At 73.0% G+C, this 25,826-nt stretch carries 25 protein-coding genes and 1 pseudogene; 13 read left to right on the top strand and 13 right to left on the bottom strand.

Annotated elements, in window-relative coordinates; genetic code table 11:
• Positions 1 to 5 precede the first annotated feature (5 nt).
• Positions 6 to 1,583, top strand: a complete 1,578-nt coding sequence (locus tag ACFV3R_RS27400; protein WP_385588676.1) for a polysaccharide deacetylase family protein — start codon at positions 6 to 8, stop codon at positions 1,581 to 1,583.
• Between the two features lie 50 nt (positions 1,584 to 1,633).
• Here the strand turns inward: ACFV3R_RS27400 and ACFV3R_RS27405 are convergent, their stop codons facing one another.
• Both ACFV3R_RS27405 and hemL read right to left on the bottom strand, forming a co-directional pair.
• Positions 1,634 to 2,314, bottom strand: coding sequence for a histidine phosphatase family protein (locus ACFV3R_RS27405; RefSeq protein WP_385588679.1), 681 nt, complete (start codon positions 2,312 to 2,314; stop codon positions 1,634 to 1,636).
• 100 nt (positions 2,315 to 2,414) lie between these two features.
• The gene (gene hemL, locus ACFV3R_RS27410; RefSeq protein ID WP_385588682.1) at positions 2,415 to 3,731 is read right to left on the bottom strand and encodes a glutamate-1-semialdehyde 2,1-aminomutase; all 1,317 of its coding nucleotides are present in this window, start codon (positions 3,729 to 3,731) and stop codon (positions 2,415 to 2,417) included.
• 261 nt (positions 3,732 to 3,992) lie between these two features.
• Here hemL and ACFV3R_RS27415 point away from each other — a divergent pair, with 261 nt between their 5' ends.
• Positions 3,993 to 4,601: a hypothetical protein gene (locus ACFV3R_RS27415; RefSeq protein WP_385588684.1), complete on the top strand. Its 609-nt coding sequence runs from the start codon at positions 3,993 to 3,995 to the stop codon at positions 4,599 to 4,601.
• A 237-nt stretch (positions 4,602 to 4,838) separates the two neighbouring features.
• On the opposite strand, the gene ACFV3R_RS27420 is transcribed toward ACFV3R_RS27415, so the two are convergent.
• Positions 4,839 to 5,357, bottom strand: a complete 519-nt coding sequence (locus ACFV3R_RS27420) for a cupin domain-containing protein (RefSeq protein WP_385588756.1) — start codon at positions 5,355 to 5,357, stop codon at positions 4,839 to 4,841.
• Positions 5,358 to 5,781: 424 nt separating this feature from the next.
• Here ACFV3R_RS27420 and ACFV3R_RS27425 point away from each other — a divergent pair, with 424 nt between their 5' ends.
• From ACFV3R_RS27425 to ACFV3R_RS27435, 3 genes are all read left to right on the top strand, one after another.
• Positions 5,782 to 7,320: an FAD-dependent monooxygenase gene (locus ACFV3R_RS27425; protein ID WP_385588686.1), complete on the top strand. Its 1,539-nt coding sequence runs from the start codon at positions 5,782 to 5,784 to the stop codon at positions 7,318 to 7,320.
• Between the two features lie 64 nt (positions 7,321 to 7,384).
• Entirely contained in the window at positions 7,385 to 7,720 is a 336-nt protein-coding gene (locus ACFV3R_RS27430; RefSeq protein ID WP_385588688.1) for a YnfA family protein, read from the top strand.
• Positions 7,721 to 7,842: 122 nt separating this feature from the next.
• The gene (locus ACFV3R_RS27435) at positions 7,843 to 8,601 is read left to right on the top strand and encodes an SDR family NAD(P)-dependent oxidoreductase (protein ID WP_385588690.1); all 759 of its coding nucleotides are present in this window, start codon (positions 7,843 to 7,845) and stop codon (positions 8,599 to 8,601) included.
• 165 nt (positions 8,602 to 8,766) lie between these two features.
• On the opposite strand, the gene ACFV3R_RS27440 is transcribed toward ACFV3R_RS27435, so the two are convergent.
• Entirely contained in the window at positions 8,767 to 9,960 is a 1,194-nt protein-coding gene (locus tag ACFV3R_RS27440) for an RtcB family protein (RefSeq protein ID WP_385588692.1), read from the bottom strand.
• A 202-nt stretch (positions 9,961 to 10,162) separates the two neighbouring features.
• Here ACFV3R_RS27440 and ACFV3R_RS27445 point away from each other — a divergent pair, with 202 nt between their 5' ends.
• Both ACFV3R_RS27445 and ACFV3R_RS27450 read left to right on the top strand, forming a co-directional pair.
• Entirely contained in the window at positions 10,163 to 11,167 is a 1,005-nt protein-coding gene (locus tag ACFV3R_RS27445) for a hypothetical protein (protein ID WP_385588694.1), read from the top strand.
• 278 nt (positions 11,168 to 11,445) lie between these two features.
• Positions 11,446 to 12,153 (top strand): DUF3558 family protein, encoded by a 708-nt coding sequence (locus ACFV3R_RS27450; protein WP_385588696.1) that lies wholly within the window; start codon positions 11,446 to 11,448, stop codon positions 12,151 to 12,153.
• Between the two features lie 209 nt (positions 12,154 to 12,362).
• On the opposite strand, the gene lysS is transcribed toward ACFV3R_RS27450, so the two are convergent.
• The gene (gene lysS / locus ACFV3R_RS27455; protein WP_385588758.1) at positions 12,363 to 14,108 is read right to left on the bottom strand and encodes a lysine--tRNA ligase; all 1,746 of its coding nucleotides are present in this window, start codon (positions 14,106 to 14,108) and stop codon (positions 12,363 to 12,365) included.
• 450 nt (positions 14,109 to 14,558) lie between these two features.
• Between lysS and argS the strand changes: the two genes are divergently transcribed.
• Positions 14,559 to 16,334: an arginine--tRNA ligase gene (gene argS / locus ACFV3R_RS27460; RefSeq protein ID WP_385588698.1), complete on the top strand. Its 1,776-nt coding sequence runs from the start codon at positions 14,559 to 14,561 to the stop codon at positions 16,332 to 16,334.
• Positions 16,335 to 16,492: 158 nt separating this feature from the next.
• On the opposite strand, the gene ACFV3R_RS27465 is transcribed toward argS, so the two are convergent.
• The gene (locus ACFV3R_RS27465; protein WP_385588760.1) at positions 16,493 to 16,981 is read right to left on the bottom strand and encodes an Lrp/AsnC family transcriptional regulator; all 489 of its coding nucleotides are present in this window, start codon (positions 16,979 to 16,981) and stop codon (positions 16,493 to 16,495) included.
• A 78-nt stretch (positions 16,982 to 17,059) separates the two neighbouring features.
• Between ACFV3R_RS27465 and ACFV3R_RS27470 the strand changes: the two genes are divergently transcribed.
• Both ACFV3R_RS27470 and ACFV3R_RS27475 read left to right on the top strand, forming a co-directional pair.
• Positions 17,060 to 17,353, top strand: coding sequence for an EamA family transporter (locus tag ACFV3R_RS27470; RefSeq protein ID WP_385588700.1), 294 nt, complete (start codon positions 17,060 to 17,062; stop codon positions 17,351 to 17,353).
• Between the two features lie 271 nt (positions 17,354 to 17,624).
• Positions 17,625 to 18,113, top strand: a complete 489-nt coding sequence (locus tag ACFV3R_RS27475) for a DUF2000 domain-containing protein (RefSeq protein WP_385588702.1) — start codon at positions 17,625 to 17,627, stop codon at positions 18,111 to 18,113.
• A gap of 371 nt (positions 18,114 to 18,484) precedes the next feature.
• Here ACFV3R_RS27475 and ACFV3R_RS27480 read toward each other — a convergent pair whose 3' ends face one another.
• Both ACFV3R_RS27480 and ACFV3R_RS27485 read right to left on the bottom strand, forming a co-directional pair.
• Positions 18,485 to 18,910, bottom strand: a complete 426-nt coding sequence (locus ACFV3R_RS27480; protein ID WP_385588704.1) for an RICIN domain-containing protein — start codon at positions 18,908 to 18,910, stop codon at positions 18,485 to 18,487.
• Between the two features lie 618 nt (positions 18,911 to 19,528).
• A complete protein-coding gene (locus ACFV3R_RS27485; RefSeq protein WP_385588706.1) occupies positions 19,529 to 19,705 on the bottom strand; it encodes a CsbD family protein in 177 nt (58 codons plus the stop codon).
• A gap of 320 nt (positions 19,706 to 20,025) precedes the next feature.
• Between ACFV3R_RS27485 and ACFV3R_RS27490 the strand changes: the two genes are divergently transcribed.
• Complete coding sequence (locus tag ACFV3R_RS27490) at positions 20,026 to 20,535, top strand: lamin tail domain-containing protein (protein ID WP_385588708.1); 510 nt, start codon at positions 20,026 to 20,028, stop codon at positions 20,533 to 20,535.
• A 102-nt stretch (positions 20,536 to 20,637) separates the two neighbouring features.
• Positions 20,638 to 20,823 (top strand): annotated as a pseudogene (locus ACFV3R_RS27495) (helix-turn-helix domain-containing protein); the annotation flags it as partial.
• Positions 20,824 to 20,922: 99 nt separating this feature from the next.
• Here ACFV3R_RS27495 and ACFV3R_RS27500 read toward each other — a convergent pair.
• The 4 genes from ACFV3R_RS27500 to ACFV3R_RS27515 all read right to left on the bottom strand — a co-directional run bounded on the left by ACFV3R_RS27500 (position 20,923) and on the right by ACFV3R_RS27515 (position 24,218).
• The gene (locus tag ACFV3R_RS27500) at positions 20,923 to 21,477 is read right to left on the bottom strand and encodes an SMI1/KNR4 family protein (protein ID WP_385588710.1); all 555 of its coding nucleotides are present in this window, start codon (positions 21,475 to 21,477) and stop codon (positions 20,923 to 20,925) included.
• A gap of 288 nt (positions 21,478 to 21,765) precedes the next feature.
• Positions 21,766 to 22,977, bottom strand: coding sequence for a hypothetical protein (locus ACFV3R_RS27505; RefSeq protein ID WP_385588712.1), 1,212 nt, complete (start codon positions 22,975 to 22,977; stop codon positions 21,766 to 21,768).
• Positions 22,978 to 23,166: 189 nt separating this feature from the next.
• Positions 23,167 to 23,382, bottom strand: a complete 216-nt coding sequence (locus tag ACFV3R_RS27510; RefSeq protein WP_385588714.1) for a DUF397 domain-containing protein — start codon at positions 23,380 to 23,382, stop codon at positions 23,167 to 23,169.
• Complete coding sequence (locus ACFV3R_RS27515; protein WP_385588716.1) at positions 23,382 to 24,218, bottom strand: helix-turn-helix domain-containing protein; 837 nt, start codon at positions 24,216 to 24,218, stop codon at positions 23,382 to 23,384. Before ACFV3R_RS27515 ends, ACFV3R_RS27510 begins: the two co-directional genes overlap by 1 nt.
• A 149-nt stretch (positions 24,219 to 24,367) precedes the next feature.
• On the opposite strand from ACFV3R_RS27515, the gene ACFV3R_RS27520 reads away from it, so the two are divergent.
• The gene (locus ACFV3R_RS27520) at positions 24,368 to 24,685 is read left to right on the top strand and encodes a hypothetical protein (protein WP_385588718.1); all 318 of its coding nucleotides are present in this window, start codon (positions 24,368 to 24,370) and stop codon (positions 24,683 to 24,685) included.
• A 134-nt stretch (positions 24,686 to 24,819) separates the two neighbouring features.
• On the opposite strand, the gene hemB is transcribed toward ACFV3R_RS27520, so the two are convergent.
• Positions 24,820 to 25,821, bottom strand: a complete 1,002-nt coding sequence (hemB, locus tag ACFV3R_RS27525) for a porphobilinogen synthase (protein WP_385588762.1) — start codon at positions 25,819 to 25,821, stop codon at positions 24,820 to 24,822.
• Between the last annotated feature and the right edge of the window lie 5 nt (positions 25,822 to 25,826).

Genomic DNA, 25,826 nt, shown 5'->3' on the forward strand with positions numbered 1-25,826 from the left:
TGCTCGTGCGCTCCCTCCTGGCCGCCCTCGCCGCCCTGGTGCTGTGCGCCCCCTTCGTCGCCGCCGCGAAGTACCTGGCCTTCCGGTCGGCGGTCTCCCGGCAGGAGTCCGCCCCGCCCGCGACGGCCGACGGCAGGCGCGCGGCCCTCCCGCCGGTGCGCTCGCCCGCCGGCTCGGCACCGCCGGTCGTCCTGGCCTACCACGACGTGGGCCCGGCCCGCGGGCCCTACACCGTCACACCCCGGCTGCTGGACCGCCAGCTCGCGGCCTTGCGGAAGGCCGGCTACCACTCCCTGACCAGCGAGGAGTTCCTCGGCGCCCTGCACGGCGACCGGGTGCCGGACCGCTCGGTCTACCTCACCTTCGACGACGGCACCCACGGCCTGTGGGTGCACGCCGACGCCGTCCTGGCCCGCCACCGCATGCACGGCGCGGTGTTCGTCATCACCGGCTCGGTCGGCACCCACCGCCCCTACTACCTGTCGTGGCAGGAGATCGGCCGGATGGCCCGCTCCGGGCGCTGGGACTTCCAGGACCACACCCGGGCCACCCACCGCCGCGCCCGGATCGACGCCGCCGGGCACCGCGGCTCCGCGCTCACCGACCGGATCTGGCTGCCCGCGGCCGGCCGCACCGAGACGCCGGCCGAGTACCGGCGCCGGGTCGCGGCGGACCTCGACGCCTCCGTCGCGGATCTCACCGGCCACGGCCTGCCGCGCCCCCGCCTGTTCGCCTACCCCTTCTCCGAGTCCGGCGAGCGCACCAACCTGCCCGGCGGCGGCATGCTGCCGGGCCTGCTGCGCGAGCGGTTCGCCGCCGCCCTGACCAACTCCCACCCGCTGCCGCTGCCGGCCGGCCCGCGGGCGGCGGCGGCGGGGCTCGTGCGCCGGATCGAGGTGCGGCGCACCACCACTGCCGGGGAGCTGCTGCGGCAGGTGGCGGAGCAGCGGGAGGTGCCCGCGGGCGCGGTCCGCCACCCGCTGCGCGACGCGGCCGGCTGGCGCTCGGCCACCGATGCCGGGCCGGTCACCGCCGCGATGTTCACCGGCGCCGCCCCCGTCCCGGCCGGGCGCAGCCGGATCAGCGCGCCCTACCGGCCGCACGCCACGGCCGACTGGACGGACTACACCGCGACCGCCACCGCCGACCGGCTCCGCAGCCCCTCGGACACCGCGGCCCTCACCGTCCGCAGCGGCGGCCTGCATCCGCTCACCGTCACGCTGAGCGCGATGGCGGCCGTGCTGGACGAGGGCCCGGGAGGCGGGCACCGCAGCCAGCGGCTGCTGCGTACCGGCGGGCGCCACACGGTGCGGGTCACGGTCACCGGGGACCGGACCGTCGTGGCCGTCGACGGGCGGCGGTTGTGGGAGCGGCGTCACCGCTGGAGGCCGGCGGCGCAGGGCAACGGCGGCATCGCCCTCACCGTGCGCGAGGGGCGCGGCGACGGCAGGTGGCCCCGCCTCACCCACCTCACCGTGACCCCGGCCGCCCGGCCGCCGCACACCGGGCACCCACCGCACCGCACGGCACCGCCCGCCGGTCCTGCGCTGCTCCCGGCCCGCCCGGCACCGGGCGTCACCTGAAAGCGGAGGTGGCCGGGACGGTGGCTGGAACCACCGCCCCGGCCCGCCCGCTACGCCCCGACGCCCTGGGACTGGCCCTTGCGCCGCTTGGCGCCCGCCAGCAGGTGCGGCGGGACCAGGTCGCGCGCCGGCTCGGAGTAGCCCACCGAGACCAGTACGTCGCCGCGGTAGGTGAAGGAGGTCAGCGAGGCCAGCGTGCACTGCCGGCGCCGCGGGTCGTGCCAGAGCCGGCGGCGCTCGGCGAAGCTGCGCACCACCCAGATCGGCAGCTGGTGGCTGACGGCCACCGCCTCGTGGCCGCGGGCCGCGTCCCGGGCCGCCCCGATCGCCCCCATCATGCGGACGACCTGCTCCAGGTACGGCTCGCCCCAGGACGGCCGGAAGGGGTTGGTGAGGTGCTTCCAGTTGGCCGGCTTGCGCAGCGCGCCGTCGCCCACGCCGAAGGCCTTGCCCTCGAAGACGTTGGCCGCCTCGATGAGCCGCCCGTCGGTGGCGACCTGGAGCCCGTGGGCGCGGGCGACCGGTTCGGCGGTCTCCTGGGCCCGCTCCAGGGGGGAGGCGACGACGTGGCGCACGTCGCGGTCGGCGAGGTGCTCGGCGACCCGGTCGGCCATCTTCCGGCCCAGTTCCGAGAGGTGGTAGCCGGACCTGCGCCCGTACAGCACCCCGTCGGGGTTGTGCACCTCACCGTGGCGCATCAGGTGCACGACGGTGGTCTCTTCGTTGCTCATCCGTCCAGTCTCCTTCTCTCGGGTCTCTTCGGTCCCCACCGGCCACGTCGCCGGCCGGCCCCGGCGCGGGCCGGCCGGCGAGGTGCTGCCGCGGCGGGGCTCAGCCCTCGGTGGCCTGCGCGGCGGCGCGGGCGGCGGCGGGCAGGGCGGCGGCGATCCGCTCGACCGCCGCGTCGTCGTGGGCGGTGGAGAGGAACCACGCCTCGAACGCGGACGGGGGCAGGTAGACGCCCTGGGAGAGCATCGAGTGGAAGAAGGGCGTGTAGCGCCAGGTCTGCTGCGCCCGGGCCGCGGCGTAGTCGGTGACCTCCTCGTCGGTGAAGAAGACGGAGAACATCGTCCCGGCCCGCTGGATGCGGTGCGGCACGCCCTCCTTGCTCAGCGCCTGGCCGGCCAGCTCCCGCACCTGCGCGGAGACGGCGTCGAGCCGGGCGTAGGCCGCCTCGTCCAGCAGCCGCAGCTGGGCGACGCCCGCCGCGGTGGCCACCGGGTTCCCGGAGAGGGTGCCGGCCTGGTAGACGGGCCCGGCCGGCGCGAGCTGCGCCATGACCTCCCGCCGGCCGCCGAACGCCGCCGCGGGGAAGCCGCCGCCCATGACCTTGCCGAAGATCATCAGGTCCGGGCGGACGCCCTCGATGCCGTACCAGCCGGTGCGACTGGAGCGGAAACCGGTCATGACCTCGTCGGAGATGAACAGGGCGCCGTTGCTCGCGCACAGGTCGGCCAGGCCCTGGTTGAAGCCGGGCTTCGGCGGAACCACGCCCATGTTGCCGGCCGCGGCCTCGGTGATCACGCAGGCGATCTGGCCGGGGTTGGCGGCGAACGCCTCACGGACGGCGTCGAGGTCGTTGTACGGCAGGACGAGGGTGTCGCCGGCCTGGGCGCCGGTGACGCCGGGGGTGTCGGGCAGGCCGAAGGTGGCGACGCCGGAGCCGGCGGCGGCCAGCAGCGCGTCGACGTGACCGTGGTAGCAGCCGGCGAACTTGACCACCTTGGGACGGCCGGTGAAGCCGCGCGCCAGCCGGACCGCCGACATGGTGGCCTCGGTGCCGGAGGAGACCAGGCGGACCTCCTCGACGGGGTCGATGCGCTCGACGATCGCCTCGGCCAGCTCCACCTCGCCCGCGCCCGGCGTGCCGAAGGAGAAGCCGCGCTCGACGGCCTCCCGCACGGCGGCCAGCACCTCGGGGTGGGAGTGGCCGAGGATCATCGGGCCCCAGGAGCAGACCAGGTCGACGTACTCCCGGCCGTCGGCGTCCGTGAGGTACGGGCCGGAGCCGGAGACCATGAACCGCGGGGTGCCGCCCACCGCGCCGAAGGCGCGCACGGGGGAGTTGACGCCGCCGGGCGTGACGGCGGACGCACGGTCGAAGAGCTGCTGCGAGCTGGGGGCTTCGAAGGGATAAGACACTGTCATCCTGACCTGTGGGGACGGACAAAAAGGTGGAGGCGGGCCCGGCGGGGCGTCGGGCGGGACGGCTGCGCTCCGAGGTGAAGTGCCCGGACGGGGGGCCGCCGGTCTGCGAGACTGGCCGGGTCGTACGAGTACGTCACGCGGACCATCGTCTCAAAGGCGCGTGCACCAGCGGCGTCGGCGTTTCACGCGCCGGGGACTGGGGAGGTCTCTGAGACGATGATCGGGTTGCGTGGCCGGGGCTGCGAGTGGTCGGGTGGAGATATGTATCGCGGTGGCGAACTGGGTGAGGGGACCGGCGACCGGGGACCTGACCGCGCCCAGCGGGGCCGTCACCGGCGCCAGGACACCGCGGGCCCCCAGGAGGTGCCGGCGCTGCCGGACGCCGTGGGCCATCGGCAGACCACAGGTGGGGAAAGGGGCAGGGGCGCTCGTATGGGGGTGACCTACAAGTACTTCGGCGCTCCGAACGGCGCGACGGCGGCCCGGGTCCCCGTCTCCATGCGCCCCGAGGAGCTCGGCGGCGACGAGCTGGGCATGGGCGGCATGTTCACCCGCATCAAGCCCGAGACCATGGCCGCCATGGTCCTCACCGGCATCGAGGGCATACCCCTGCACAAGGTCCCGCCGCTGGAGCTGGTGGTCCTCCACCCCGACTACGCGGTGGTCAAGCTGCCCATGACCGTCATCGACCCGCTGCGCGGCGTCGGCGAGGAGTCGGTCGGCGCGGCGGCGTTCATCTGGTCGACGGTCCCCGAGCGCGGCGGCCCCCGTGACGCGTTCAGCGTCTACCGGCTGCTGCACGAGTGGCAGGACTTCTCCCACCGGCTGCACGAGGCCGGTCACCAGGCCTACTGCCTGGTCTGGCCCTGAGGCCGGAGCCCGTGCGCCCCTGACGCCCGCCTCACCCGCCGGCCCGCGAAGGTCGCCGGTTCACTCCTGCGGGTGCTGTGCTTCCCGGCGCCGTGCGCGCTCCCGCCGCCCCCTTCGCCCGCCTTGTCCCCGTTCCTTCCGTGTTCCTTCCGTCGCCTCGGCGTGCGCCGTCCGCCGACCGCCGCCTCCCCGCACCGCCGACGGCGTCCCCGCCCGGCCCGGACCGCCCCCGGACCCTCAGATTCCGCCCGCCTCCTCGCCGCCCTGGTCGGAGCGTGTCAGCCGGGCGATGAGCTGTGCCTCGTGGGGGTAGCGGGTGGCGAGGTCGTCGCGGTGCGCGGCCTGGTAGTCCTCGAAGGAGAACCCGGGGGCGGCGGTGCGGCCGAAGAGCGTCCAGGCCCCGCCGTCGGCGACGAGCGCACCGCGCCACGTCCCGGCCGGGACGGTGAGCTGGACCTGCTGGCCGCCCAGCACGTCGGGCCCCAGGACGGGGGTGGTGACGCCGCCCTCGGCGTGCAGCAGCAGCAGCGCGAGCGGGTCGCCCAGGTAGTGGTGCCAGACCTCGTCCTGCGGGAGGCGGTGGAGGGCGACGACGTCCTCGGGGGCGGCGGTCAGCAGGTCGATGAGGGCCGACCCCTCGGGCCTGCCGTCGGGGCGGGCGGGCCCTTCCCAGGTCCGGCGGAACCGACCGCCGTGGCGGGAGAGCGGCTGGAGCCCGTAGTGGGCGGCGATCGCCTCGGGGTCGAGGGTGCGGATGCCTGCGGCCGCACCGGCACCGGCGGGACGGGCCGCGCGGGCCGCCGCGGTCGACGGGTCCGCCGCCGGGGCGCGCTCCATGCTCTCCGCCCACTGCTCGGGTGGGGCCTGGGGGGTCGCCCGGGCCGTGCCGTCCGGCGCCGGCGGCCCGGCGGGGCCGGGTGTGGTGTCGCGGGCCATGGAGTCCTCGTCCTTCCCCTGGGAGACGGGCGTGGCGTCGCGGGGCTGCGAGACGCCTTCCTCCCGTCCTTCCCGGGCAGGCCGCCGGGACACCGCCCGTCCGGCGAACTCACCCGTTTCCGACGGGGATACCGATGGCGGGCCCGGGCCCCGCGGCCACGTCCCCGGCCTCTACGCTGAACGTCCGAGCCGACCGGAGGGGGCCGCCGGGTCGGTGCTCGCCGTGGCCCGGCAGGAGGCGCACATGTCCCGCACCCCACCGCCCGTGACCGCCGAGCCCGACACCGAGACCGAGACCGACGTCCTCGTGGTGGGCGCGGGCCCCGCGGGTCTGCTGCTCGCCGGCGACCTCGCCGAGGCCGGGGCCCGGGTGACGCTGGTGGAGCGCCGCGCGCCGGGCCGCTCCAACCTCACGCGCGCCTTCGTCGTCCACGCCCGGACGCTGGAGCAGCTCGACGCCCGCGGCCTCGCCGACGACCTGCTGGCCACCGGACGGCGGCTGGACCGGCTCGACTTCTTCGGCCGGCTCACCGTCGACCCCAGCCGGCTGCGCAGCCGTTTCCCCTACGTCCTGGTCACCCCGCAGTACGAGGTGGAACGGCTGCTGGAGCGGCGGGCCGTGGCGGCGGGCGTGACCTTCCACCACGAGACGCTGGTGACCGGCGTGGTGCAGGACGCCGCGGGTGTGCTGGTGCGGACCCGGCCCGCCGACGGGGCCGCGCGCGGGGCGGACCCGGCGGCGGGGGCGGAGCGGGGGTTCCGGGCGGCGTACGCGGTGGGCGCCGACGGCCACCGCTCCACCGTCCGCGAGGCGATCGGTCTGCCCTTCCCCGGCCGGTCGGTGGTCAGGTCGATGGTCCTGGCCGACGTACGGCTGCGGCAGGAGCCGTCGAAGCCGTTCACCGCGAACGCCTCCGCGGGCGCCCTGGCCGTCGTCGCGTCCTTCGGCGACGGCTGGTACCGCACGATGAGCTGGAACCGCGAACGCCAACTGCCGGACTCCGAGCCCGCCGGGCTCGACGAGGTCGGCGCGACGCTCCGGCAGGTCCTGGGCACCGACCTGGGGCTGCACGACCCCCGCTGGATCTCCCGCTTCCACTCCGACGAGCGCCAGGTGCCGCGCTACCGGGTGGGCCGGGTCTTCCTGGCCGGCGACGCCGCCCACGTCCACTCCCCCGCCGGCGGCATGGGCATGAACACCGGGCTCCAGGACGCCGCCAACCTCGGGTGGAAACTGGCAGCCGCCCTCCGCGGGCAGGGCGGCGAGGAACTGCTCGACTCCTACCACCTCGAACGCCACCCGGTGGGCCGTACCGTGCTGCGCATGAGCGGCGCCCTGGTGGGGGCCGCGACGGTGCAGGGGCCCGTACAGCGGTCCGTCCGCGGCCTGGCCGTGGCGGCGGCGAGCCGGCTCCGGACCGTCCGTGACCGCGGCTTCCGCATGGTCTCCGGTATCGGCATCTCCTACCCGGCGCCCCGCGGCGCCCACCCCCTGACCGGGCGCCGCGCCCCGGACGTACGGCTCGCCGACGGCGGCCGGCTCTACGAGCGCCTGCGGGGCGGCTCCTTCGTCCTGCTCACCCCCGAGGCCGCCCGCCCCGCCCTCCCCCACGACACCGGCCACCTGCGGTGCGTGGCCTGGCGCGGGGACCGGCGCACCGCCGTGCTGGTCCGGCCGGACGGTTACGTGGCGTGGGCCGCCTCCGACGCCACGGCCGCCCTGCACGACGGGGGGACGGCCCGGGCCCTGTTTCGCTGGACGGGCGTGGTGAGCGGGGGGTGACCGGAAGGGGCGGGAGCTCGGGCGCGGCGGCCGGGTCCCGTCCCCGCCCGCTACCGTGGCGGCCATGCTCTCCGCCCGTTCCGTCCTGCTCTTCCTCGCCGCCGCCGCCCTGGAGATCGGCGGCGCCTGGCTGGTGTGGCAGGGGGTGCGCGAACACCGCGGTGTGCTGTGGGTGGCGGCCGGCGTACTGGCGCTCGGCGGCTACGGGTTCGTCGCCACCCTCCAGCCCAGCGCCGAGTTCGGCCGGGTGCTGGCCGCCTACGGCGGGGTGTTCGTCGCGGCCTCGCTGGTGTGGGGCGTGGTGGTGGACGGCTTCCGTCCGGACCGGTTCGACGTCGTGGGCGCACTGGTCTGCCTGGTGGGCGTCGGCGTGATCATGTACGCCCCGCGGGGCGGCTGAGCGCGGGCGTCGCGGCTGGTGGGGGCGGTGTGTGCGGGTGTCGCCGGGTGCCCGACCGCGGCGTCGGCGGCCCGTCCTATGCTGCCGGGGACAAGCCGTCGCCGCGCACTCAGGAGCACCTCATGCCCGATCGCCGTACCGCCGTCGTCACCGGAGCGAGCAGTGGCATCGGGGCCGCCACGGCCCGGCGGCTCGCGGCGGAGGGCTTCGCGGTGGTGCTCACCGCCCGGCGCGCCGAGCGGATCGAGAAGCTCGCCGCCGAACTGCCCGACGCCGAGGCCTACCCCCTGGACGTCACCGACCGGGCCGCCGTCAACGCCTTCGCCGACCACCTGCGCTCCACCCGCCCCTCGGTGGAGGTACTGGTCAACAACGCCGGAGGCGCTCTGGGCACCGACCCGGTGGCGCACGCCGACCCCTCGGACTGGCGCGCCATGTACGAGGTCAACGTCCTCGGCGTGCTCAACATGACCCAGGCCCTGCTGCCGGCGCTCACCGCCTCGGGCGACGGCACGGTCGTGGTGCTGTCCTCCACCGCCGGTCACGGCACCTACGAGGGCGGCGGCGGCTACGTCGCGGCCAAGCACGGCGCCCACGTGATCGCCGAGACGCTGCGGCTGGAACTGTGCGGGGAGCCCGTCCGGGTCCTGGAGATCGCGCCGGGCATGGTGCAGACCGAGGAGTTCGCCCTCACCCGCTTCCGCGGTGACCAGGAGCGGGCCGCCAAGGTCTACCAGGGCGTCGCGCAGCCCCTGACCGCCGAGGACGTGGCGGACACGGTGGGCTGGGCCGTCACCCGGCCCTCCCACGTCAACATCGACCTCCTGGTCGTCAGGCCGCGTGCGCAGGCCTCGAACACGAAGGTGCACCGGGAGGGCTGAGCCGCCACCGGGCATGACGTGGCGCCCCTCCCCCGCAGGTGACGGACGACCGGTGGCGGACGCGTGGACCCGGGCCCGGGCCGTACGGCCCGTCCGCACCCGGCTCCGCCCGCACCCGGCTCCGTCCGGCGCCCGGCCGCCAGGCGCCGGACCGGGCCCAGGGCGTCAGCCCTTCACGCAGATGACCTGCTTGAGCTTCGCGACCACCTGGACCAGGTCCTGCTGGTTCTCCATCACCTGGCCGATCGGCTTGTACGCGCTGGGGATCTCGTCCACCACGCCGGAGTCCTTGCGGCACTCCACGCCCCGCGTCTGGTCCTCCAGGTCGCGGGTGGAGAACCGCCGCTTGGCGGCGTTCCGGCTCATCCTGCGGCCGGCGCCGTGCGAGGCCGAGTTGAAGGAGTCCTCGTTGCCCAGGCCGCGGACGATGTACGACTCCGTCCCCATCGAGCCGGGGATGATCCCGTAGTCGCCTGCCCCGGCCCGGATGGCGCCCTTCCGCGTCACCAGGAGGTCCAGGCCGTCGTAGCGCTCCTCGGCGACGTAGTTGTGGTGGCAGGAGATGACCGGCTCGAAGGTGGGGCGGGCCTTGCGGAACTCGCGGCGCACCACGTCCTGGAAGAGCGCCATCATGATCGCGCGGTTGTGCCGGGCGTACTCCTGGGCCCAGAACAAGTCGTTGCGGTAGGCGGCCATCTGCGGGGTGTCGGCGACGAAGACGGCGAGGTCCCGGTCGACGAGTCCCTGGTTGTGCGGCAGGTCGCGCGCCACCGAGATGTGGTGGTCGGCCAGTTCCTTGCCGATGTTGCGCGAGCCGGAGTGCAGCATCAGCCACACGGCGTCCGACTCGTCCAGGCAGAACTCCACGAAGTGGTTGCCGGAGCCGAGGGTGCCCATCTGCTGCGCCGCCCGTTCCCGCCGGAACCGCACGGCCTCGGCCACCCCGTCGAAGCGCGCCCAGAAGTCCTCCCAGCCGGCGGTCGGCAGGCCGTGGACGTCGCCCGGCTCCACCGGGTCCTTGTGCATGCCGCGGCCCACCGGAATGGCCTGCTCAATCTTCGAGCGCAGCCGCGAGAGGTCGCCCGGCAGGTCGTTGGCGGTCAGCGAGGTGCGCACCGCGCTCATCCCGCAGCCGATGTCGACGCCGACCGCGGCCGGGCAGACCGCACCGTGCATGGCGATCACCGATCCCACGGTGGCGCCCTTGCCGTAGTGGACGTCCGGCATGACGGCGAGCCCCTTGATCCACGGCAGCGTCGCCACGTTCTTCAGCTGCTGCATCGCCACGTCCTCGACGGTGGCGGGGTCCGTCCACATGCGGATGGGCACCTTCGCGCCCGCTACTTCCGTGTACGTCATCGCTTCAGCTCTCCCCCGTCGACTGTGTCCCGTAACGCACGCCACGACAGCCCACGGCCGTGCCGGGGGGCCGCGCGACGTGACGAAGCCCTCGGCCCCGGCCGGCGGACCGGCTTGCGCGGCAGTGCGTGCAGTGGCCATTGTGTCCACCGACCGACTTGACGCGGCAAGCGCATTTCGTTGACGAGAGGAGCCGGCACAGGTGCGGCGAAAGGTACGTGTACCAGGCACCGCTCTGGCGACGACGGCGATGGTGGCCGTCGCGGTCAGCGGCGCGCTCTCGGCCTGCACCGGCGGCCCGTCCGACGACGCCCCCGGCGACTCCTCGGGCGGCGGGGACTCCACGACCACGCAGGCCGCGGCGCCGGGCAAGTACCAGAGCCTCCCCGCCGCGTGCGGCCTCCCCAGCCAGGACACGCTGCGCTCGCTGCTGCCGGGGGACGACAAGCAGGGCAGCCGGGCGGAGAGCGAGGCACTGGCCGGGAAGGCCGGCGTCACCTACGACACCGACCGCCGCACCAGCTGCACCTGGAAGCGCGACACCGGCACCGCTTCGCGCCACCTGTCGCTGGACATGGAGCGGGTGGCGTCCTACTCGCCGGCCACCAGCGACGACGGCAAGGCGGCCGAGCTCTTCGAGCAGCAGGAGAAGGCAGCGGGCATCACCCTCCCCGGCTCCGCCGACGACGCCTCGCCCGGCGACTCCGCCTCCGGCAAGAGCGACAAGAGCGACAAGGACAGCAAGAGCAACAAGGCCGGCAAGGGCACCGGGAGCGCGAAGGACCCCGGCGGTTCCGCGCAGACCCAGGAGACCGGGGCGTCACAGGGGGCGAAGGACGACGGGGGTGCCGCCGCCTCGGCCTCGCCCTCCAGCAAGGCGACAAATGTCACAGGGGGCACCGGCGGCACGGACTCCTCGGACAAGGGGGGTGGCTCGCAGGCGGACTCCACCGGTGGTTCCGGCGCGTCCACCGCACCCCGCGTCCTGGACGGCCTGGGCGACGGCGCCTACCTCAACGACAAGCTGGTCACGACCGACTCGGGGGTGCACCGCGACGTCACGATCGTCGTCCGGTTCTCCAACGTGATCATGACGATCACCTACGCGGAGTGGCCGACCGACTCCGGCCCCGTCCCCGACAGCAAGGCCCTCCAGAGCAAGGCCCAGTCGCTCGCCGGCGAACTGGCCGACCGGTTCAGCGAGTAGTCTGCTGGACTGGTTACGTCCGGACTTGTCGGCACTGTCCGGGAGTGACCGGCGGTGTCCGAAGCCGCTCGGCGCGTCTCGGCCGTGGGACGGTTTCGGACTCCGCCGGTAGCCCGGTCCGGTGCCCGACGTGCCCGGCAGCGCCCGTGTCCACCGGGCCGGAGCGGCGGACGCCTGCCCCGCCCCGGGGCCGCACCCGCGAGGTGCGGCGAGGACCGACCCGTCCCCTCCGCGCGACTTTGGACTCCGAAGCGCCGACGAACACAAGCGAAGGAACCATGCACCGTCCAGCGATACGACTTGCCGGCCTCCTTGCCTGCGCGGCCGTCCCGGTGGCGCTCGTCGCCGGTTGCTCCAGCTCCGGCTCCGACGACGCGAAGTCCTCCGCCGCCCCCAGCTCCAGCAGCTCCGGCGCGGCCGAGCCCAGCGTGGCGCCGGCCAGGTACCACCACCTGCCGGACCCGTGCGACGGCGTCTCGCAGGACACCGTCAAGGACCTGCTGCCGAAGGTGAAGTCGGCGTCCGGTGACCGCGGCAAGTCCTCCGACACCGACGCGCGCGGCTACTGCTCCTGGAGCAGCGCCGACGAGAACGGCGTCAAGGGCACCCAGTACCGCTGGCTGGACGTGAGCTACCAGCGCTACGACTCCGAGCAGGCCATCGGCTCCGGCGCCCAGCGGGCCGGTGAGGCGTACACCAAGCAGGTGCAGAGCGAGAAGAGCGTCGACGGCGCCAAGAAGCTCTCGACCACCCCGGTCAAGGACCTCGGCGACGACGCCACCGCGATCACCTACGAGTCCTCCAAGGACGGCAGCGACTTCCGGAACACCACGGTCGTGGCGCGCACCGCCAACGTCGTGGTCACCGTCCACTACGACGGTGCCGGCCTGGCCGGCGCGAAGGACCCCGACTCCGCCGACCTCCTCAAGGACGTCCAGACCGCCGCGAAGGACGCCGTGGCCGCGGTCGCCAAGGCCCAGAAGTAGTCCCGCGGGCCCACGCCCCGGGCCCCGGGCACCCAGCCCCCCGGGCACGGCGAAAGGCCGGGACCGCCACCCCCTCAAGGGGGAACGGCGGTCCCGGCCTTCGTCGTGCAGGACGGTCGGTGCACCGGGCGGTCGGCCCCGGCGGGCGGGCGACCGGACGACCGGCCCTCCGCCCGGAGCCAACGGCCCCGGGCGGGTGGGACGGCCCCTCAGCCGCCCAGCAGCGCGCGCACCCGGTCCGCGCCGACGGCCAGCAGCAGCGTGGGCAGCCGCGGCCCGGTCTCCCGCGAGACCAGCAGCCGGTACAGGAGCGCGAAGAAGGACCGCTGCGCGACCTTCAGCTCCGGCGTCGGCTTGGCCTCGGGGGTCAGCCCGGCCTGCACCTTGGGGACGCCGTAGACCAGCGTCGTCAGGCCCTCCAGCGACCAGTGGTCCGCCAGCCCCGCCAGCAGCAACCGCAGGGACTCGGCGGCGCGCTCGTCGAGCGAGTCCAGCAGCTCGGTGTCCGGCTCCTCGCGGACCACCGTGCGCTGCTCGGCCGGGACCTGGGTGGAGATCCAGCACTCGGCGCGGTCCAGGCGCGGCCGGGTCTCGTCCAGCGAGGTGACCGGGCGCTCCGGGTCCAGCTCGCGGAGGATGCGCAGGGTCTGCTCCTCGTTGCCGCCGGTGATGTCGGCGACGGAGGCCAGCGTCCGGTACGGCAGCGGCCTGGGGGTGGCCGGCAGCGGGCCGGAGGCGGTGCGCACGGCGCGGCTGTGGGCGGCGGCGTCGGCGGGCTGGGCACTGCCCTCGGCCACCTTGCGCTCCAGCGCGTCCCACTCGTCGTACATGCGCTGGATCTCCTGATCGAACGCGATCTTGAACGACTGGTTGGGGCGGCGCCGGGCGTACAGCCAGCGCAGCAGCGGGGCCTCCATGATCTGCAGGGCGTCGCCCGGCGTGGGCACGCCGCCCTTGGAGGAGGACATCTTGGCCATGCCGCTGATGCCGACGAAGGCGTACATCGGCCCGATCGGCTGCTCGCCGCCGAACACCTCGCGCACGATCTGGCCGCCGACGACGTAGGACGAGCCGGGCGAGGAGTGGTCGACGCCGCTGGGCTCGAAGACCACGCCCTCGTACTTCCAGCGCATCGGCCAGTCGACCTTCCACACCAGCTTGCCGTGATCGAACTCACGCAGCGTCACCGTCTCGGTGTGGCCGCAGGCCGTGCAGGCGTAGGACAGCTCGGTGGACTCGTCGTCGTAGGAGGTGACGGAGGTGAAGTCCTTGTTGCAGACCGTGCAGTACGGCTTGTACGGGAAGTAGCCGGCGCCGCCCGCGCTGCCGTCGTCCTCGCCGGCCGCACCCGAACCCTCGGCGGCCTCCAGCTCGGCCTCGTCGACCGGCTTCTGCTGCTTGGCCGACGCCTTCTTCGCGGCGTCCTTCGGCTTGTCCTTGGTGCGGTAGCGGTCCAGGACGGCGTCGATGTCCGCGCGGTGGCGCATGGCGTGCAGGATCTGCTCGCGGTAGGCGCCGGAGGTGTACTGCTCGGTCTGGCTGATGCCCCGGTACTCCACGCCCAGCTCGGCCAGCGCCTCCTCCATGGCGGCCTTGAAGTGCGCGGCCCAGCTGTCGTGCGGGCTGCCGGGCGGGGCGGGCACGGCGGTCAGGGGCTTGCCGATGTGCTCGGCCCAGCCCTGGTCCACCCCGGGGATGCCGGCCGGCACCTTGCGGTACCGGTCGTAGTCGTCCCAGGAGATGATGTGCTCGCACTCGTAGCCGCGGCGGCGGATCTCGTCGGCGACCAGGTGCGGGGTCATGACCTCGCGGAGGTTGCCCAGGTGGATCGGCCCGGACGGGCTCAGGCCGGAGGCGCAGACGATCGGTTTGCCCGGGGCGCGACGCTCCGCCTCGGCGACGACCTCGTCCGCGAACCTGGAGACCCAGTCGGCCTCGGTGCTCTGAGCCACGATCGGCCCTTCCTCTTGTAGCAAGCGTCCAGTTGCGTGGTGGTGCGGGGCGGGCGGACTGCGGCCGTGACGGGCCGCGCGGAGCAGCCGCCGGCGTACAGCGGCCGGGCGGGGCACCGCCCCGTGCGGGGGTCGCGGCAGGCAGTGCACCGCGACTGTCCGCGGCCCCTGCCGGGACCCTCGGCGCCCATGGCACCCCCGCCATTCTCCCAGACGGAAAACCGGTGGAGTGGCCGTGGGATACTCAAGAGCAAACCCGTCTTCCGGGCGCTCGTCCGGCCCGAGGGCGGTCCGCCGCACTGGACGGCGCCCCGGCGCGGTCCACGGCTCCCGACCGCGCGGCCCACGCGCACGCCGGGAGCGGTCGCTGTGGCGGCGCACACCCGGGCGGCCACCTGGCGGCCGCCCGGCCCGAGCCACGCCACCCTCTTCCTAAGGAACGGCCTCTCCCCCATGACTTCGGTCTCTTCGCTCGCAGCCACGGTCAACCAGTGCCTCGCGGACGCCCTGGCGGCGGCCCTGCCCGAGGCCGCCGGTGGGGACCCGCTGCTGCGACGAAGCGACCGGGCCGACTTCCAGGCCAACGGCATGCTGGCGCTGGCCAAGAAGCTGGGCGGCAACCCGCGGGAGCTGGCCGCCAAGGTCGTCGACGCGCTGCCGGCGGGCGACGTGATCGCGCAGGTCGAGGTCTCCGGCCCCGGCTTCCTCAACATCACGCTGACCGACGAGGCCGTCACCCGCACCCTCGCCGCCCGCGCCGCCGACGACCGCCTGGGCGTGCCCCACGCCGAGGCGCCGGGCACCACGGTCATCGACTACTCGCAGCCCAACGTGGCCAAGGAGATGCACGTCGGCCACCTGCGCTCCACCGTCATCGGTGACGCGGTCCGCCGCATCCTGGAGCACCGCGGCGAGACCGTGATCCGGCGCCACCACATCGGCGACTGGGGCACCCAGTTCGGCATGCTCATCCAGTTCCTCATCGAGCACCCGCACGAGCTGGACCACGAGTCCGACGCGGCCGGCCGCGAGGGTGAGGGCGAGGCCGCCATGGCGCGCCTGAACCGGCTCTACAAGGCCTCCCGCGCCAAGTTCGACTCCGACGAGGAGTTCAAGGCGCGGGCGCGTGACCGCGTGGTGCAGCTCCAGTCCGGTGACGAGGAGACCCTGGCGCTCTGGCACAAGATCGTCGACGAGTCGAAGGTCTACTTCCAGGGCGTCTACCAGAAGCTGGACGTCGAGATCCTCGACCGCGACGTCGTCGGCGAGTCCGCGTACAACGACGACCTGCACAACGTCGTGCGCGAGCTGGAGGAGTCCGGCGTCGCCGTCCGCTCCGACGGCGCCCTCTGCGTCTTCTTCGACGACGTCAAGGGCCCCGACGGCAACCCGACCCCGCTGATCGTCCAGAAGTCCAACGGCGGCTTCGGCTACGCGGCCACCGACCTCGCCGCCATCCGCGACCGGGTCGGCAACCTCAAGGCCGACACGCTGCTGTACGTCGTCGACGCCCGCCAGGCGCTGCACTTCAAGATGGTCTTCGAGACGGCCCGCCGGGCCGGCTGGCTGCCCGAGGCGGACGCGGCGAAGCAGCTCGCCTTCGGCACGGTGCTGGGCGCCGACGGCAAGCCCTTCAAGACCCGTGAGGGCGAGAGCGTCCGCCTGGTGGACCTCCTGGACGAGGCGATCGACCGCGCCGCCGCCGTGGTGCGCGAGAAGGCCCGCGACCTGAGCGAGGAGGAGATCGCCGAGCGGTCCGCCCAGGTCGGCATCGGCGCCGTGAAGTACGCGGACCTCTCCAACTCGATGACCCGCGACTACATCTTCGACCTGAACCGCATGGTCTCCCTCAACGGCGACACCAGCGTCTACCTCCAGTACGCCCACGCCCGCATCCGCTCCATCCTGCGGCGGGCCGGGGAGGGCCAGCACCCCGTCGCCCACCCGGAGCTGCCGCTGGCCCCGGCCGAGCGCGCCCTCGGCCTGCACCTGGACGCCTTCGCCGAGACCCTGGCGGACGTGGCCCGGGAGTACGCCCCGCACAAGCTGGCCGCCTACCTGTACCAGCTCGCCTCCCTCTACACGACCTTCTACGACCAGTGCCCGGTCCTGAAGGCCGAGGGCGGCCCGGCGCAGGTCGAGAACCGCCTGTTCCTGAGCGAGGTCACCGGCCGCACCCTGGCCCAGGGCATGGACCTGCTGGGCCTGCGGGCACCCGAGCGCCTGTGAGCCCTGCCCCGGCGATCGGGGCACTCACGACGCGGCCCGCACGGGGCCTCCTGATACGGCCGGGCGGTCCGGTGGACCACTTCCACCGGGCCGCCCGGCCGTTCCCGTCCGTCGACGTGACCGTCTCCCGGCAGGAGACCGCGCGGGGACGCTCCCGCTCACCGGGCCCGGTGAGCGGAGCGCGGCCGGTCGGGGCTGGTCGGCTCGATGCAGCGGGGCTGCACGTGCTCGTAGACCATGGTGGTCTGGACGTCGGCGACCTCGCGGCGTTCGGTGAGGCGGTCGATGACGAAGGCGTAGACGCTGTCCACATCGGGGACGGCGATGTGGATGAGGAAGTCGTGCGCGCCCGAGGTGACGAACAGGCCGATCACCTCGGGCAGGCGCGCAGCCCACTCGCGGAACCCCTCGATGACGGGGCGGGCCGGAGGGCGGATCCGCACCGAGATCAGTGCCTGGACGGACCGGCCTGCCGCGTCGAGGTCCAGGGCCGCGTGGTAGCCGGTGATCACGCCGCGCTCGCGGAGCAGCCTGACGCGTTCCAGTGAGGTCGAGGGGGAGACCCCGGTCTTGGCCGCCAGGTCGCGGTTGGTCTGCCGTGCATCGTTCTGCAGTTCCCGCAGTAGGGCCCGGTCCAGCGCATCCATCTCCATGAGTTCCACCGTACGCCGAACGAAGTTCGGCAAGTGTTAGCGCCTGTCGGATTCCTGACTGGCCTCCCGGCCATGGATGCACGAGAGAACGGCACGGCCTTGGGCACCGGCCTGGTGGTGGCGGCCGCGGTGCTGTGGGGCACGGTCGGCCCTGCTCAGGTCCTGGCGGGCGGCACCGTGGGGCCGGCGGCCCTCGGCGGGTGGCGGCTGGTCGTGGGCGGGCTGGTCCTCGGCGCGCTCACCCTGCGCCGGCCGAAGGGGCTCCGGGCCCTCGTCACGGGCGCGGTCCTGCGCCCGCTGCTGGTCTGCACGGTCTCGACCGGTGCCTACCAGGCTGCTTTCCTCTCCTCGGTGTCGCGGCCCTGATCGGCGTGGGGCTTCTCCACGAGCACCTCTCGCCCCTGGCATGGACCGGCTGCGCCCTGGTCCTCACCGGAATGATCCTCACGTGCCTGCCCGCGGCGACCCGCCGTCGCCCTCCCGCACGAGCGACGGCGTTCCGGCCGGGCCGCCGCACCACGTGCGACGAAAACCCTGCAAACCCCCTACTCAGCGCACGACATACGGACGCCGCGCCAGAACTCAGCACGTCTACCTAACATTGCGCAATCTGGCCGTACGAGTAGAGAGGACTGTCATGTCTGTGGTGAACGCGCCGAGCTCGGCAACGGTGGGTTTCGCGCCGGAGGAGGTGGACTACACCCTGTCCACCCGCCAGGCCCGGTTGAAGTGGGTCGTGGTCGTCAACGCCGACCTGCCCCCCGGCCGGGCCGCCAACGCCGCCGTCTGCGCCGCCGCCCCCACGGTGACCGCGGTCCCCGGCCTGCTGGGTGCCGAGGCCGCCGACGCCGAAGGCACCGTGCACCCGGGCCTTCCCTGGGCGGGCTGCTCGGTGCTCGTCGCGGACTCCGCCACGCTGCGCACCCTGCACGCCAAGGCGACCGCCCGGGCCGACGTCTTCGTGGCGGACGTACCTGCTGCCGCCCAGAGCACCCGCGTCTACAGCGACTTCCTCGCGGCCGTGGGCAAGACCCAGACCGGGGACATCGAGTACTGCGCGGTCAGCATCGTCGGCCCCCGCAACCCGGTCGACAAGATGGTCGGCAAGCTGCCGCTGATGCCCTGAAGCCGTGGCCGTCCTCGGCGTTCACGGTTCCGGGCGCCGTTGGCCGGATGTCAGGAGGTCGCACGGCGGGCGGGACCACACGGGCCGGCCATCCCGCCGCTTCCGCGCGAGACGCACCGAGCGACTCGCATTCCGCCACACAGCCGCGGACCTGCCTGCGCATGCGGCCCTCCCGCAGCCCTTCCAGGCCAGGCGTGGAAGCGCCGAGCGTGGCGACCAGGCCGGTGGCGGAGCGAACACGGCACCATCGTGAAGTGCGGGAGCGTGCACAACTCCGTGGTTCACAGGTGCCGTGCCCGTCTACTTCCGGGACCCGCCGCCCTCGGTCGGGACGAACCTGGGCGGGCCTGACGGACGCCGAGGCTCCGGGGTCAGAAGTCCTGTTCCGTCACCTTGAAGAAGTGCGTCAGGTACGGCTGGTAGGGCAGCAGGTACAGGTACCGGTTCGAGTCGGTGAGAGGCGCGATGGCCCGGGTGGGGTCGTCGACCGGGTGCAGACTGAAGCTGCCGAACAGTCCCGACGGCCGCAGGCGCCACCTCTGGCCGCTGGGGGTACGCCTCCCGGAGAGGACGACCTTCTTGTAGTGCAAGCCGGAGGGGGCGACAGCCAGCTGGTGACCGGACTCGGCGTTGGCGATGGTGTAGGTGCCGTCGTCCCAGTGCTGCGTGAAACGCCACTTCTCGCCGAGCGTGTTGATGTTGTTCCGGTCGTGGAAGAGAAGCGTGTGACCGTCCGCCGCACCACGGAAACCCGCGCTGTTGAGGTGCAGCGAGGTGACCATGTGATCGATCCACACGTCTCGGTCCGTGGGAATGTTCACCGATGATGCCGGTGGCGCCTGAGGGGACGGCGGCGTCGGCTCCTCGTCAGCGGGCGATGCCGGGACTTCCTCGACGTTCTCGACGTCACTCATGACAGGTCTTCTCCTTTGCCGTGTTGGTTCCGCGACGTGGAGTACCGGTCCTCGTCTGTCGCGCACAACTGGCATGCCCTCGTGGGAGACGGGTGACCCTCGCTGACCCAGACGAGGGACAAAAGTGATACATGCGAATAAGCTGGGTGAAGCCCAGTGGGACAGGTGCGGGGAGCGAGAAAAGCAGCACCCGGGTGCGTGTCGCCCCCGGTTCACGTGCGCTTCGGGAGCGGTCGATCGCTGCATCAACCCCCAAGCCCTGGGCGTGTCCTGGCCACGCACACCGGCACCCTCGCAGACGCCTCCCAGGGCCGCGCTCCCACCCACGGACAACCACACACCGTCCCAACGCGCACAGAAGGGACAGAACCCGGACCCGGACGCTCCGCGGACCGCACTGCACAAGCACGACGGGCCCGGCAGCGCGAGGCTGCCGGGCCCGTCGTCGTACCGCGACGCCCTGCCAGGAGGGGGAGAGCCGGGCTGGGGCGTCGGGTGGTCTCAGTGACCGCGCATCCGGCTCCTGGACTTCTCCTCGGCGTCGAGAGCCTTGCCCGCCGCCTTCTCGGCACGCCCCTCCGCCTGCATGCGGTGGTTGCCCGTCATACGGCCGGCCGTCTCCTTCATCGCGCCCTGTACCTGGGCGCCCTTCGCCTGAGCCTTGCGCTTCGCAGTCATGATCGCCCTCTCCTTGACAGCGGTTCGGGGTTCTCCTTGACGACAGGTCGCGTGCCCGGGCGATCGGGAGCCAAACACCGGAGTTTGCCGAGTGGTTTTCCAGTGACTTCCGTGGGCGCTGAGGGGGCGCGCGCCGAGTGTTACGCACGGGGGCGCATGCGCGGTATGCACATCAGTGGCTTGTATGTCCGTGTTGTGTAACGAGGGAGGGAAGAACAACCGTTTCGCCTCCTGATGGCACGAAAGTATTCCTGCCCGGGAGAGGTCCCGGGCCGAGCACGTTGGCGCGGTCGCAGGACCGTGCCGGGAAAGGGGCAAGAATGTCCCGTCTTCTGACCCGTCTCTCCACCGCCGCAGCCGTCGGCTGCGCCGTCCTCGCGACGGCGTTCCCCGCAGCCGCCGCCCCGGGCGCCTCGCACGCCCCGTCGGCGCGGTCGTCGGTGGTCTTCGGTGCCGTCCAGTACGACGCGCCGGGGCCCGACACCCGCTCCGACCGCAGCCTGAACGGCGAGTGGGTCACCGTCACCAACCGCGGCAACCGCAGCGTGGAGCTGAGCGGCTGGACGATCGGCAACCGTTCCGAGCGCCTCTACCGCTTCGGCCACCTCCGCCTCGCCCCGCACGCCTCGGTGAAGGTGCACACCGGCCACGGCCGCAACACCAGCCGCGACGTCTACCAGGACCGCAACCGCCACGTCTGGGGCAACCGCGACACCGCGACCCTGCGTGACACCCGCGGCCACGTCGTCGACAGCCGCTCCTGGGGCCGCCCGGCAGGCGGCCACCACGGCGGCGGGCACCACGGTGGCGGGCACGGCGGCCACCACTAGGTGTATTGATCACGAGCGTTGTTAACGGCGCAGGGTCTTGATCATGGCGAAGACCTCCGGTGTGGTGGAGGTGTCTAGGCTCACCGCACGACGGAGGTCTTCGTGTCCCACCGTAATGCCCGGCTGACCGTTCACGGCAGGCGGATCCTGATCGAACGTGTCCTCGCGGGCCGGCCGGTCGCGCATGTCGCGGCCGAGATGGGGATATCCCGCCCCACCGCCCACAAGTGGGTTCGCCGCTGGCGGGTCGAGGGTGCCGGCCGATGGCCAGTTCGGCCTCGTCCACGCCATGCGCGCGCTCAGCCGCCGTCCGGCCTCGCCCTCGCGAGATGACCGGGCAACAAGGCTGGCCAGCCGGCCCGCCGCAGGTCGTTGACGGGACAGCCCTCAGAGGAGTTCCACCGCTTTCCGCATCATGGCGGCGAAATCGTCGTAGGGCTCGGGGTCGCCACCGTCGCCGGGCCACCACTCGTAGGCGGTCCACTCGCCCCCCTCCCCGACACCGTCCGCGTGCAGCAGGAAGTAGCCGCCGCTGCCGCCCTCCTCGTCACCGATCAGCAGACACCGTTGGAGCACGGCGAGCTGGTCTTCGAAGTGCTCCAGTTCCGCCCACACTCCGAGGAGGTCGGCGAAGAGGTCGTCGAACCAGCCGACCTGATCGACCCGGCGCAGGTCCAGCTGCCCTATGCACTCCCAGCCGTCGCTGGCACGGAGGAAGTTGCGGTACGAGGGCGGAAACCGCACCCCGAGCCGCTCTTCGGCCGCGACGACCGCCTCCTCACTCGCCGGTTCCGCGCCGGCCCACCCGGCCGCCAACCGCTCCTTGCTGATGACCTGCCGGTCCTCCTCGACAGCCGTACGGACCATGTCCGAGTCGATCAGCCGGGTGTTGTAGTCGCTGAGGAACGCGCGCCATTCCGCGACCGTCAGGGGGGAGGGCATGGACATAGCTGAACTCCGGTGACTTGTAAGGCTGGTTGCGGGACAGCCTCACACGGCCCACTGACAGTCGAACGTCGAGTTGTCGGTGATCCCAGGCGTGCGGCGCCGTCGGGGGACGCGGATCGCCGTAGCCCGGTACGGGTAGCTCGATCACAGTGATCGGTACTACCGGCGGTGCCGGCGATGTGGCCTACCAGGCACCTCGCTCCCGACGAGCCGCTGTCAAAGGCCACCGGCCGCCGGATCGGTGTTCTCGGCCCGGCCCGCGCTCTGCCCCCACCAGTCGCGTCACCGACCTCGCTGAACCACACACCTATCCCCCAGCGCCCCCGGGACCGGCCCGTCCGCCGCGTCCGCTCCCCGCGCCAGGTGTGCCGAGTGAGCACTCTCCAGCGCGCCCAGCACCACGTCCGCGTTCCGCCGGCCCACGGCCACCAGGACGGGCGTCTCCCCGTCGCGACACTCCACCACCACGAACTCGTGCGACAGCCCCGGCCACGGGTCGGTCCGGTAGAACGGTCGCACCCGCACCGGCACCAGCGTGCCGGGCACCTCCCGGCAGGCGAAGACCCCCGTCGGGTCGGCGGTCGTGGCGAACCGCCCGGGTCCGACCACCAGGTAGTCGTACCCGGGGACCTCGTACGGCACCCCACCGCGCAACGACCCCGCGAAGCACCGCTCGCCCTCGGGCACCCGGGCCGCGACCTCGATGGTGTCCGTCGTCTGCCGCCGCTTGACGCGGATCAGCACCGCACACACCACCGCCACCGGAACGGCCGCCACCGCGACGACGACGACCGCGCCCCAGGCCGACGGCGCGAGCAGCGACGCGAGCCCGCCCACCCCCGCCAGGACCAGCGTCCCGCCCATCGGCACAGCGATCTGCCAGGGGCTGCCGGCAGGCGAGTCCGACGCGCGACGCCACAACCAGTAGGCGCCCCAGAGGAACCCGAGGCTGAGGAGGGTAGTCCCCAGCCCGACCGCCTCCCAAGGCCGATGAGCGCCTTTCGGGTTGTCGGTGGTGTCCTGTCGCAACTCCCCGAACGAGACGAACCGGACCTCGCCGCGCCACAGCGTCGCCCTGACCTCGTCGCCGACCGACACCTGGGCGGCCAGTCCCCCGATACCGGCCATCTTCACGTGCCACTCCGCCCCGCCCGCCGGAGCAAGGGTGAGCGAGTAGCGGGTCGACCTGCTGACCACCTTCGTCACATGCCGTACGGCGGCGGGAACGGTACGCAGGCACTCGGACGAGTCGGAACGGGCCGCGCACGGACGCGCCGCGGCGAAGTCCCGCTCCACGGCGGCGTTCTGCGGTGTGATCACCAGCAGCAGGACGAGCCCCGCCACCAGGAGCACGCCCCCGGTGATCACCGAACTCAGCGCCTGGCGGCGTTCCCGGCGCAGCGCTGGGCCCGGCGCCCCGCCGTCCTCGTGGGTGTGCGAGGCCCGCTCGGCCCCGCCGCCGTCAGTCGTCTGTGAGAAGTCTCCGTGTGCCACAAGTCCCCCCGGACCGCGCGTGATCAGCGCTCCGCTGACCGCCGACCAGACTTCCCGGCACACCGCCGCCCAGGGTACCGCCGGCCGGGGCCGAGGGGAACGGACCGGTCACGGGGGTCGTACTCATCGGCTTCGGCGTGAAGGTCGCGTCGAGCGGGGCGTGACGGTCGACGGCGAACCGCGCACGGTTCAGCCCTCGCGAGCCCCACTGCGCCGGACGTCGGCGACGAACGCGGCCCAGGCCGAGGCGGGGAAGACGAGGACGGTCCCGGCCGGCTGCTTGCTGTCGCGGACGGGGACGGAGCCGGGGGCGTCGGTCACCTCAAGGCAGTTGCCGTTCTCGGCGTTGCTGTAGCTGGACTTGCGCCACCGCTCTGCGATGTAACCGGTGCTGAGGTCGCTCATCACGTGCAAGCCTCCAAGACACTGTGGATGAGGGCCACGGAATCACGTGGCGGCAGAGACGAGTCCCGCAACAGATCGTAGTACAGCCGCAGTTTGTCCACGTCAGCCGGAGTCTCGACGAGTTCGCCGGACCACGAGCCCTCGGTATAGGCCATCGACTTGCCACCCGGCAGCCAGAGAAGTGTCAACGAGCCACCGAGCAGGTGCTGTAGCCCGGCCGTGAAGGGCAACACCTGAAGCGTGATGTGCGACAGCTCCGCAGCGTCCAGCAGCCATCGCAATTGCGCTGCCCACTGCTTGGCGTCCGCCATGGGACGACGCAGAACCGCCTCGTCCAGCACCGCCCGGAACTGCACCGGCTCGGGGCCGAACAGCACGGATTGCCGACCAGTGCGGAGTGCGACCTCCTCCGCGAGTTCTTCCTCGTCGCGCGGGCGAGCAGTTCGCAGTTGTTCGCGCGCGTAATCCTCCGTCTGCAACAGCCCCGGCACCGTGGCTGAGGCGTACTCGTACCGCATGACCGCACGCCTCTCCAGGTCCATGAAGCGCTTGAACCTGTCCTTGAAACCGTCCCGGCGCGCTAGTTCCCACAGATCTGCCAGGTGTCCCCCCGTCCCGTACACGGCCTCAAGCGCAGCAACGACCTCCGGTGAACCCAACCGCTCCCCCGTCTCCAGCTTGTAGAGGTAGGTGCGGTCGTACGTGGTGTCCTTCGCGAGGTCCCCGAGTGAGCGACCCGACTGCTCACGTAGGCGCGCGAGTTCGGCGGCCAACACCTGCCGCGCGCTCTGCTTTCCGGCCCGCTCCCGAGTGCCCGTGGACTTGCGTGGTGCCATACGTCGTTCGCTCCCCCTGTGGTGCGCGGCCTCCTCGGCCGGTGTGGTCCGCGTCGACTGGCCAACGCGTCGCCACTACCGAGCGTAGCCCCGGTCCGCCACTCTGGTCACCCGTACAACCACACTCAGTGACCTAGGGAGATCCCCGTATGACCACCCCCCGCACCCCCGCCGCCAAGCCCCCCACGAACCTCGCGAGCCCCGCAAACCCCGCCCGCGGCTGGCGCATCGACCGCATCCCCGGCAAGCGCGTCAGCGCCGACGAGAGCGGCCTGCACCTCCCTCTCTGGCTGCTCCACGACGGACGCCACAAGGCCGACGTGACGCTGCGGATGTCCTACGCCGAGGCCGAGCACCTGCACGCCGAGCTCTGTTACACCCTCAGCTCCGACCAGGCGATGGACTGTCGGCCCTGCGGCCCGGGCGGCTACGGACACGGACGGCACGGCGGCTACGGACGGACTTGAGACGGAACGGGGCGGGACGAGGGAGGAGAGAGGGGGACGAGACCGCCCCGCCCCCCGAAAAGCAGAACGTCCCCGCACCCGCCCCTCCACGGAGACGGATGCCGGGACGTCCGGCGGCGGAAGCGGTGCGGAAGTCAGGCGGCCCGCAGGCCCTGCGCGACCTCCACCGCCCAGTAGGTGAGGATCATCTGCGCACCGGCCCGCTTGATGCCCGTCAGGGCCTCGCGGATGGCGGCGTCGCGGTCGATCCAGCCCTTCTCGGCGGCGGCCTCGATCATCGCGTACTCGCCGGAGATCTGGTACGCGGCGACCGGCACGTCCACCGCGTCCGCGACCTTGGCGAGGATGTCGAGGTAGGGCAGGGCCGGCTTGACCATGACCATGTCGGCGCCCTCGTCGAGGTCGAGCGCCAGCTCCCGCAGCGACTCGCGCACGTTGGCCGGGTCCTGCTGGTAGGTCTTGCGGTCACCCTTGAGGGAGGAGCCGACGGCCTCGCGGAACGGACCGTAGAACGCCGAGGAGTACTTGGCGGTGTACGCCAGCACCGAGACGTCCTCGTGTCCGACCTGGTCCAGCGCGTCACGGATGACGCCGACCTGGCCGTCCATCATGCCGCTCGGGCCCACCACGTGCGCGCCGGCGTCGGCCTGGACCTGCGCCATCTCGGCGTAACGTTCCAGCGTCGCGTCGTTGTCGACCCGGCCCTGCGCGTCCAGGACCCCGCAGTGGCCGTGGTCGGTGAACTCGTCCAGGCACAGGTCGGACATGACGACGAGGTCGTCGCCCACCTCGGAGCGCACGTCCCGCAGCGCCTGCTGGAGGATGCCGTCCGGGTCGGTCCCGGCGCTGCCCTGGGCGTCCTTCTTGGCCTCCTCCGGCACGCCGAACAGCATGATCCCGGAGATGCCCGCCTCGACGGCCTCCGCCGCGGCCTTCCGCAGCGTGTCCCGGGTGTGCTGGACCACGCCCGGCATCGCGGCGATCGGCACCGGCGCGTCGATCCCCTCCCGCACGAAGGCGGGCAGGATCAGGTCGGCCGGGTGCAGCCGCGTCTCGGCGACCATCCGCCGCATCACGGGGTTGGTGCGCAGCCGGCGCGGGCGGGAGCCGGGAAAACTGCCGTAGGTGCTGTTCAGCGTGG

Source organism: Streptomyces sp. NPDC059740, assembly GCF_042733155.1.
GTDB lineage: Bacteria > Actinomycetota > Actinomycetes > Streptomycetales > Streptomycetaceae > Streptomyces.

Bases quoted from the DNA above. Each gene is read 5' to 3' on its own strand.
- hemL (WP_385588682.1), bottom strand. From the start codon at position 3,731: ATGACAGTGTCTTATCCCTTCGAAGCCCCCAGCTCGCAGCAGCTCTTC.
- ACFV3R_RS27500 (WP_385588710.1), bottom strand. From the start codon at position 21,477: ATGCCCTCCCCCCTGACGGTCGCGGAATGGCGCGCGTTCCTCAGCGAC.
- ACFV3R_RS27465 (WP_385588760.1), bottom strand. From the start codon at position 16,981: ATGGATGCGCTGGACCGGGCCCTACTGCGGGAACTGCAGAACGATGCA.
- argS (WP_385588698.1), top strand. From the start codon at position 14,559: ATGACTTCGGTCTCTTCGCTCGCAGCCACGGTCAACCAGTGCCTCGCG.
- ACFV3R_RS27490 (WP_385588708.1), top strand. From the start codon at position 20,026: ATGTCCCGTCTTCTGACCCGTCTCTCCACCGCCGCAGCCGTCGGCTGC.
- ACFV3R_RS27430 (WP_385588688.1), top strand. From the start codon at position 7,385: ATGCTCTCCGCCCGTTCCGTCCTGCTCTTCCTCGCCGCCGCCGCCCTG.
- ACFV3R_RS27450 (WP_385588696.1), top strand. From the start codon at position 11,446: ATGCACCGTCCAGCGATACGACTTGCCGGCCTCCTTGCCTGCGCGGCC.
- ACFV3R_RS27510 (WP_385588714.1), bottom strand. From the start codon at position 23,382: ATGAGCGACCTCAGCACCGGTTACATCGCAGAGCGGTGGCGCAAGTCC.
- ACFV3R_RS27485 (WP_385588706.1), bottom strand. From the start codon at position 19,705: ATGACTGCGAAGCGCAAGGCTCAGGCGAAGGGCGCCCAGGTACAGGGC.
- ACFV3R_RS27425 (WP_385588686.1), top strand. From the start codon at position 5,782: ATGTCCCGCACCCCACCGCCCGTGACCGCCGAGCCCGACACCGAGACC.
- ACFV3R_RS27515 (WP_385588716.1), bottom strand. From the start codon at position 24,218: ATGGCACCACGCAAGTCCACGGGCACTCGGGAGCGGGCCGGAAAGCAG.
- ACFV3R_RS27415 (WP_385588684.1), top strand. From the start codon at position 3,993: ATGTATCGCGGTGGCGAACTGGGTGAGGGGACCGGCGACCGGGGACCT.
- ACFV3R_RS27520 (WP_385588718.1), top strand. From the start codon at position 24,368: ATGACCACCCCCCGCACCCCCGCCGCCAAGCCCCCCACGAACCTCGCG.
- ACFV3R_RS27440 (WP_385588692.1), bottom strand. From the start codon at position 9,960: ATGACGTACACGGAAGTAGCGGGCGCGAAGGTGCCCATCCGCATGTGG.
- ACFV3R_RS27435 (WP_385588690.1), top strand. From the start codon at position 7,843: ATGCCCGATCGCCGTACCGCCGTCGTCACCGGAGCGAGCAGTGGCATC.
- ACFV3R_RS27470 (WP_385588700.1), top strand. From the start codon at position 17,060: ATGGATGCACGAGAGAACGGCACGGCCTTGGGCACCGGCCTGGTGGTG.
- ACFV3R_RS27405 (WP_385588679.1), bottom strand. From the start codon at position 2,314: ATGAGCAACGAAGAGACCACCGTCGTGCACCTGATGCGCCACGGTGAG.
- ACFV3R_RS27475 (WP_385588702.1), top strand. From the start codon at position 17,625: ATGTCTGTGGTGAACGCGCCGAGCTCGGCAACGGTGGGTTTCGCGCCG.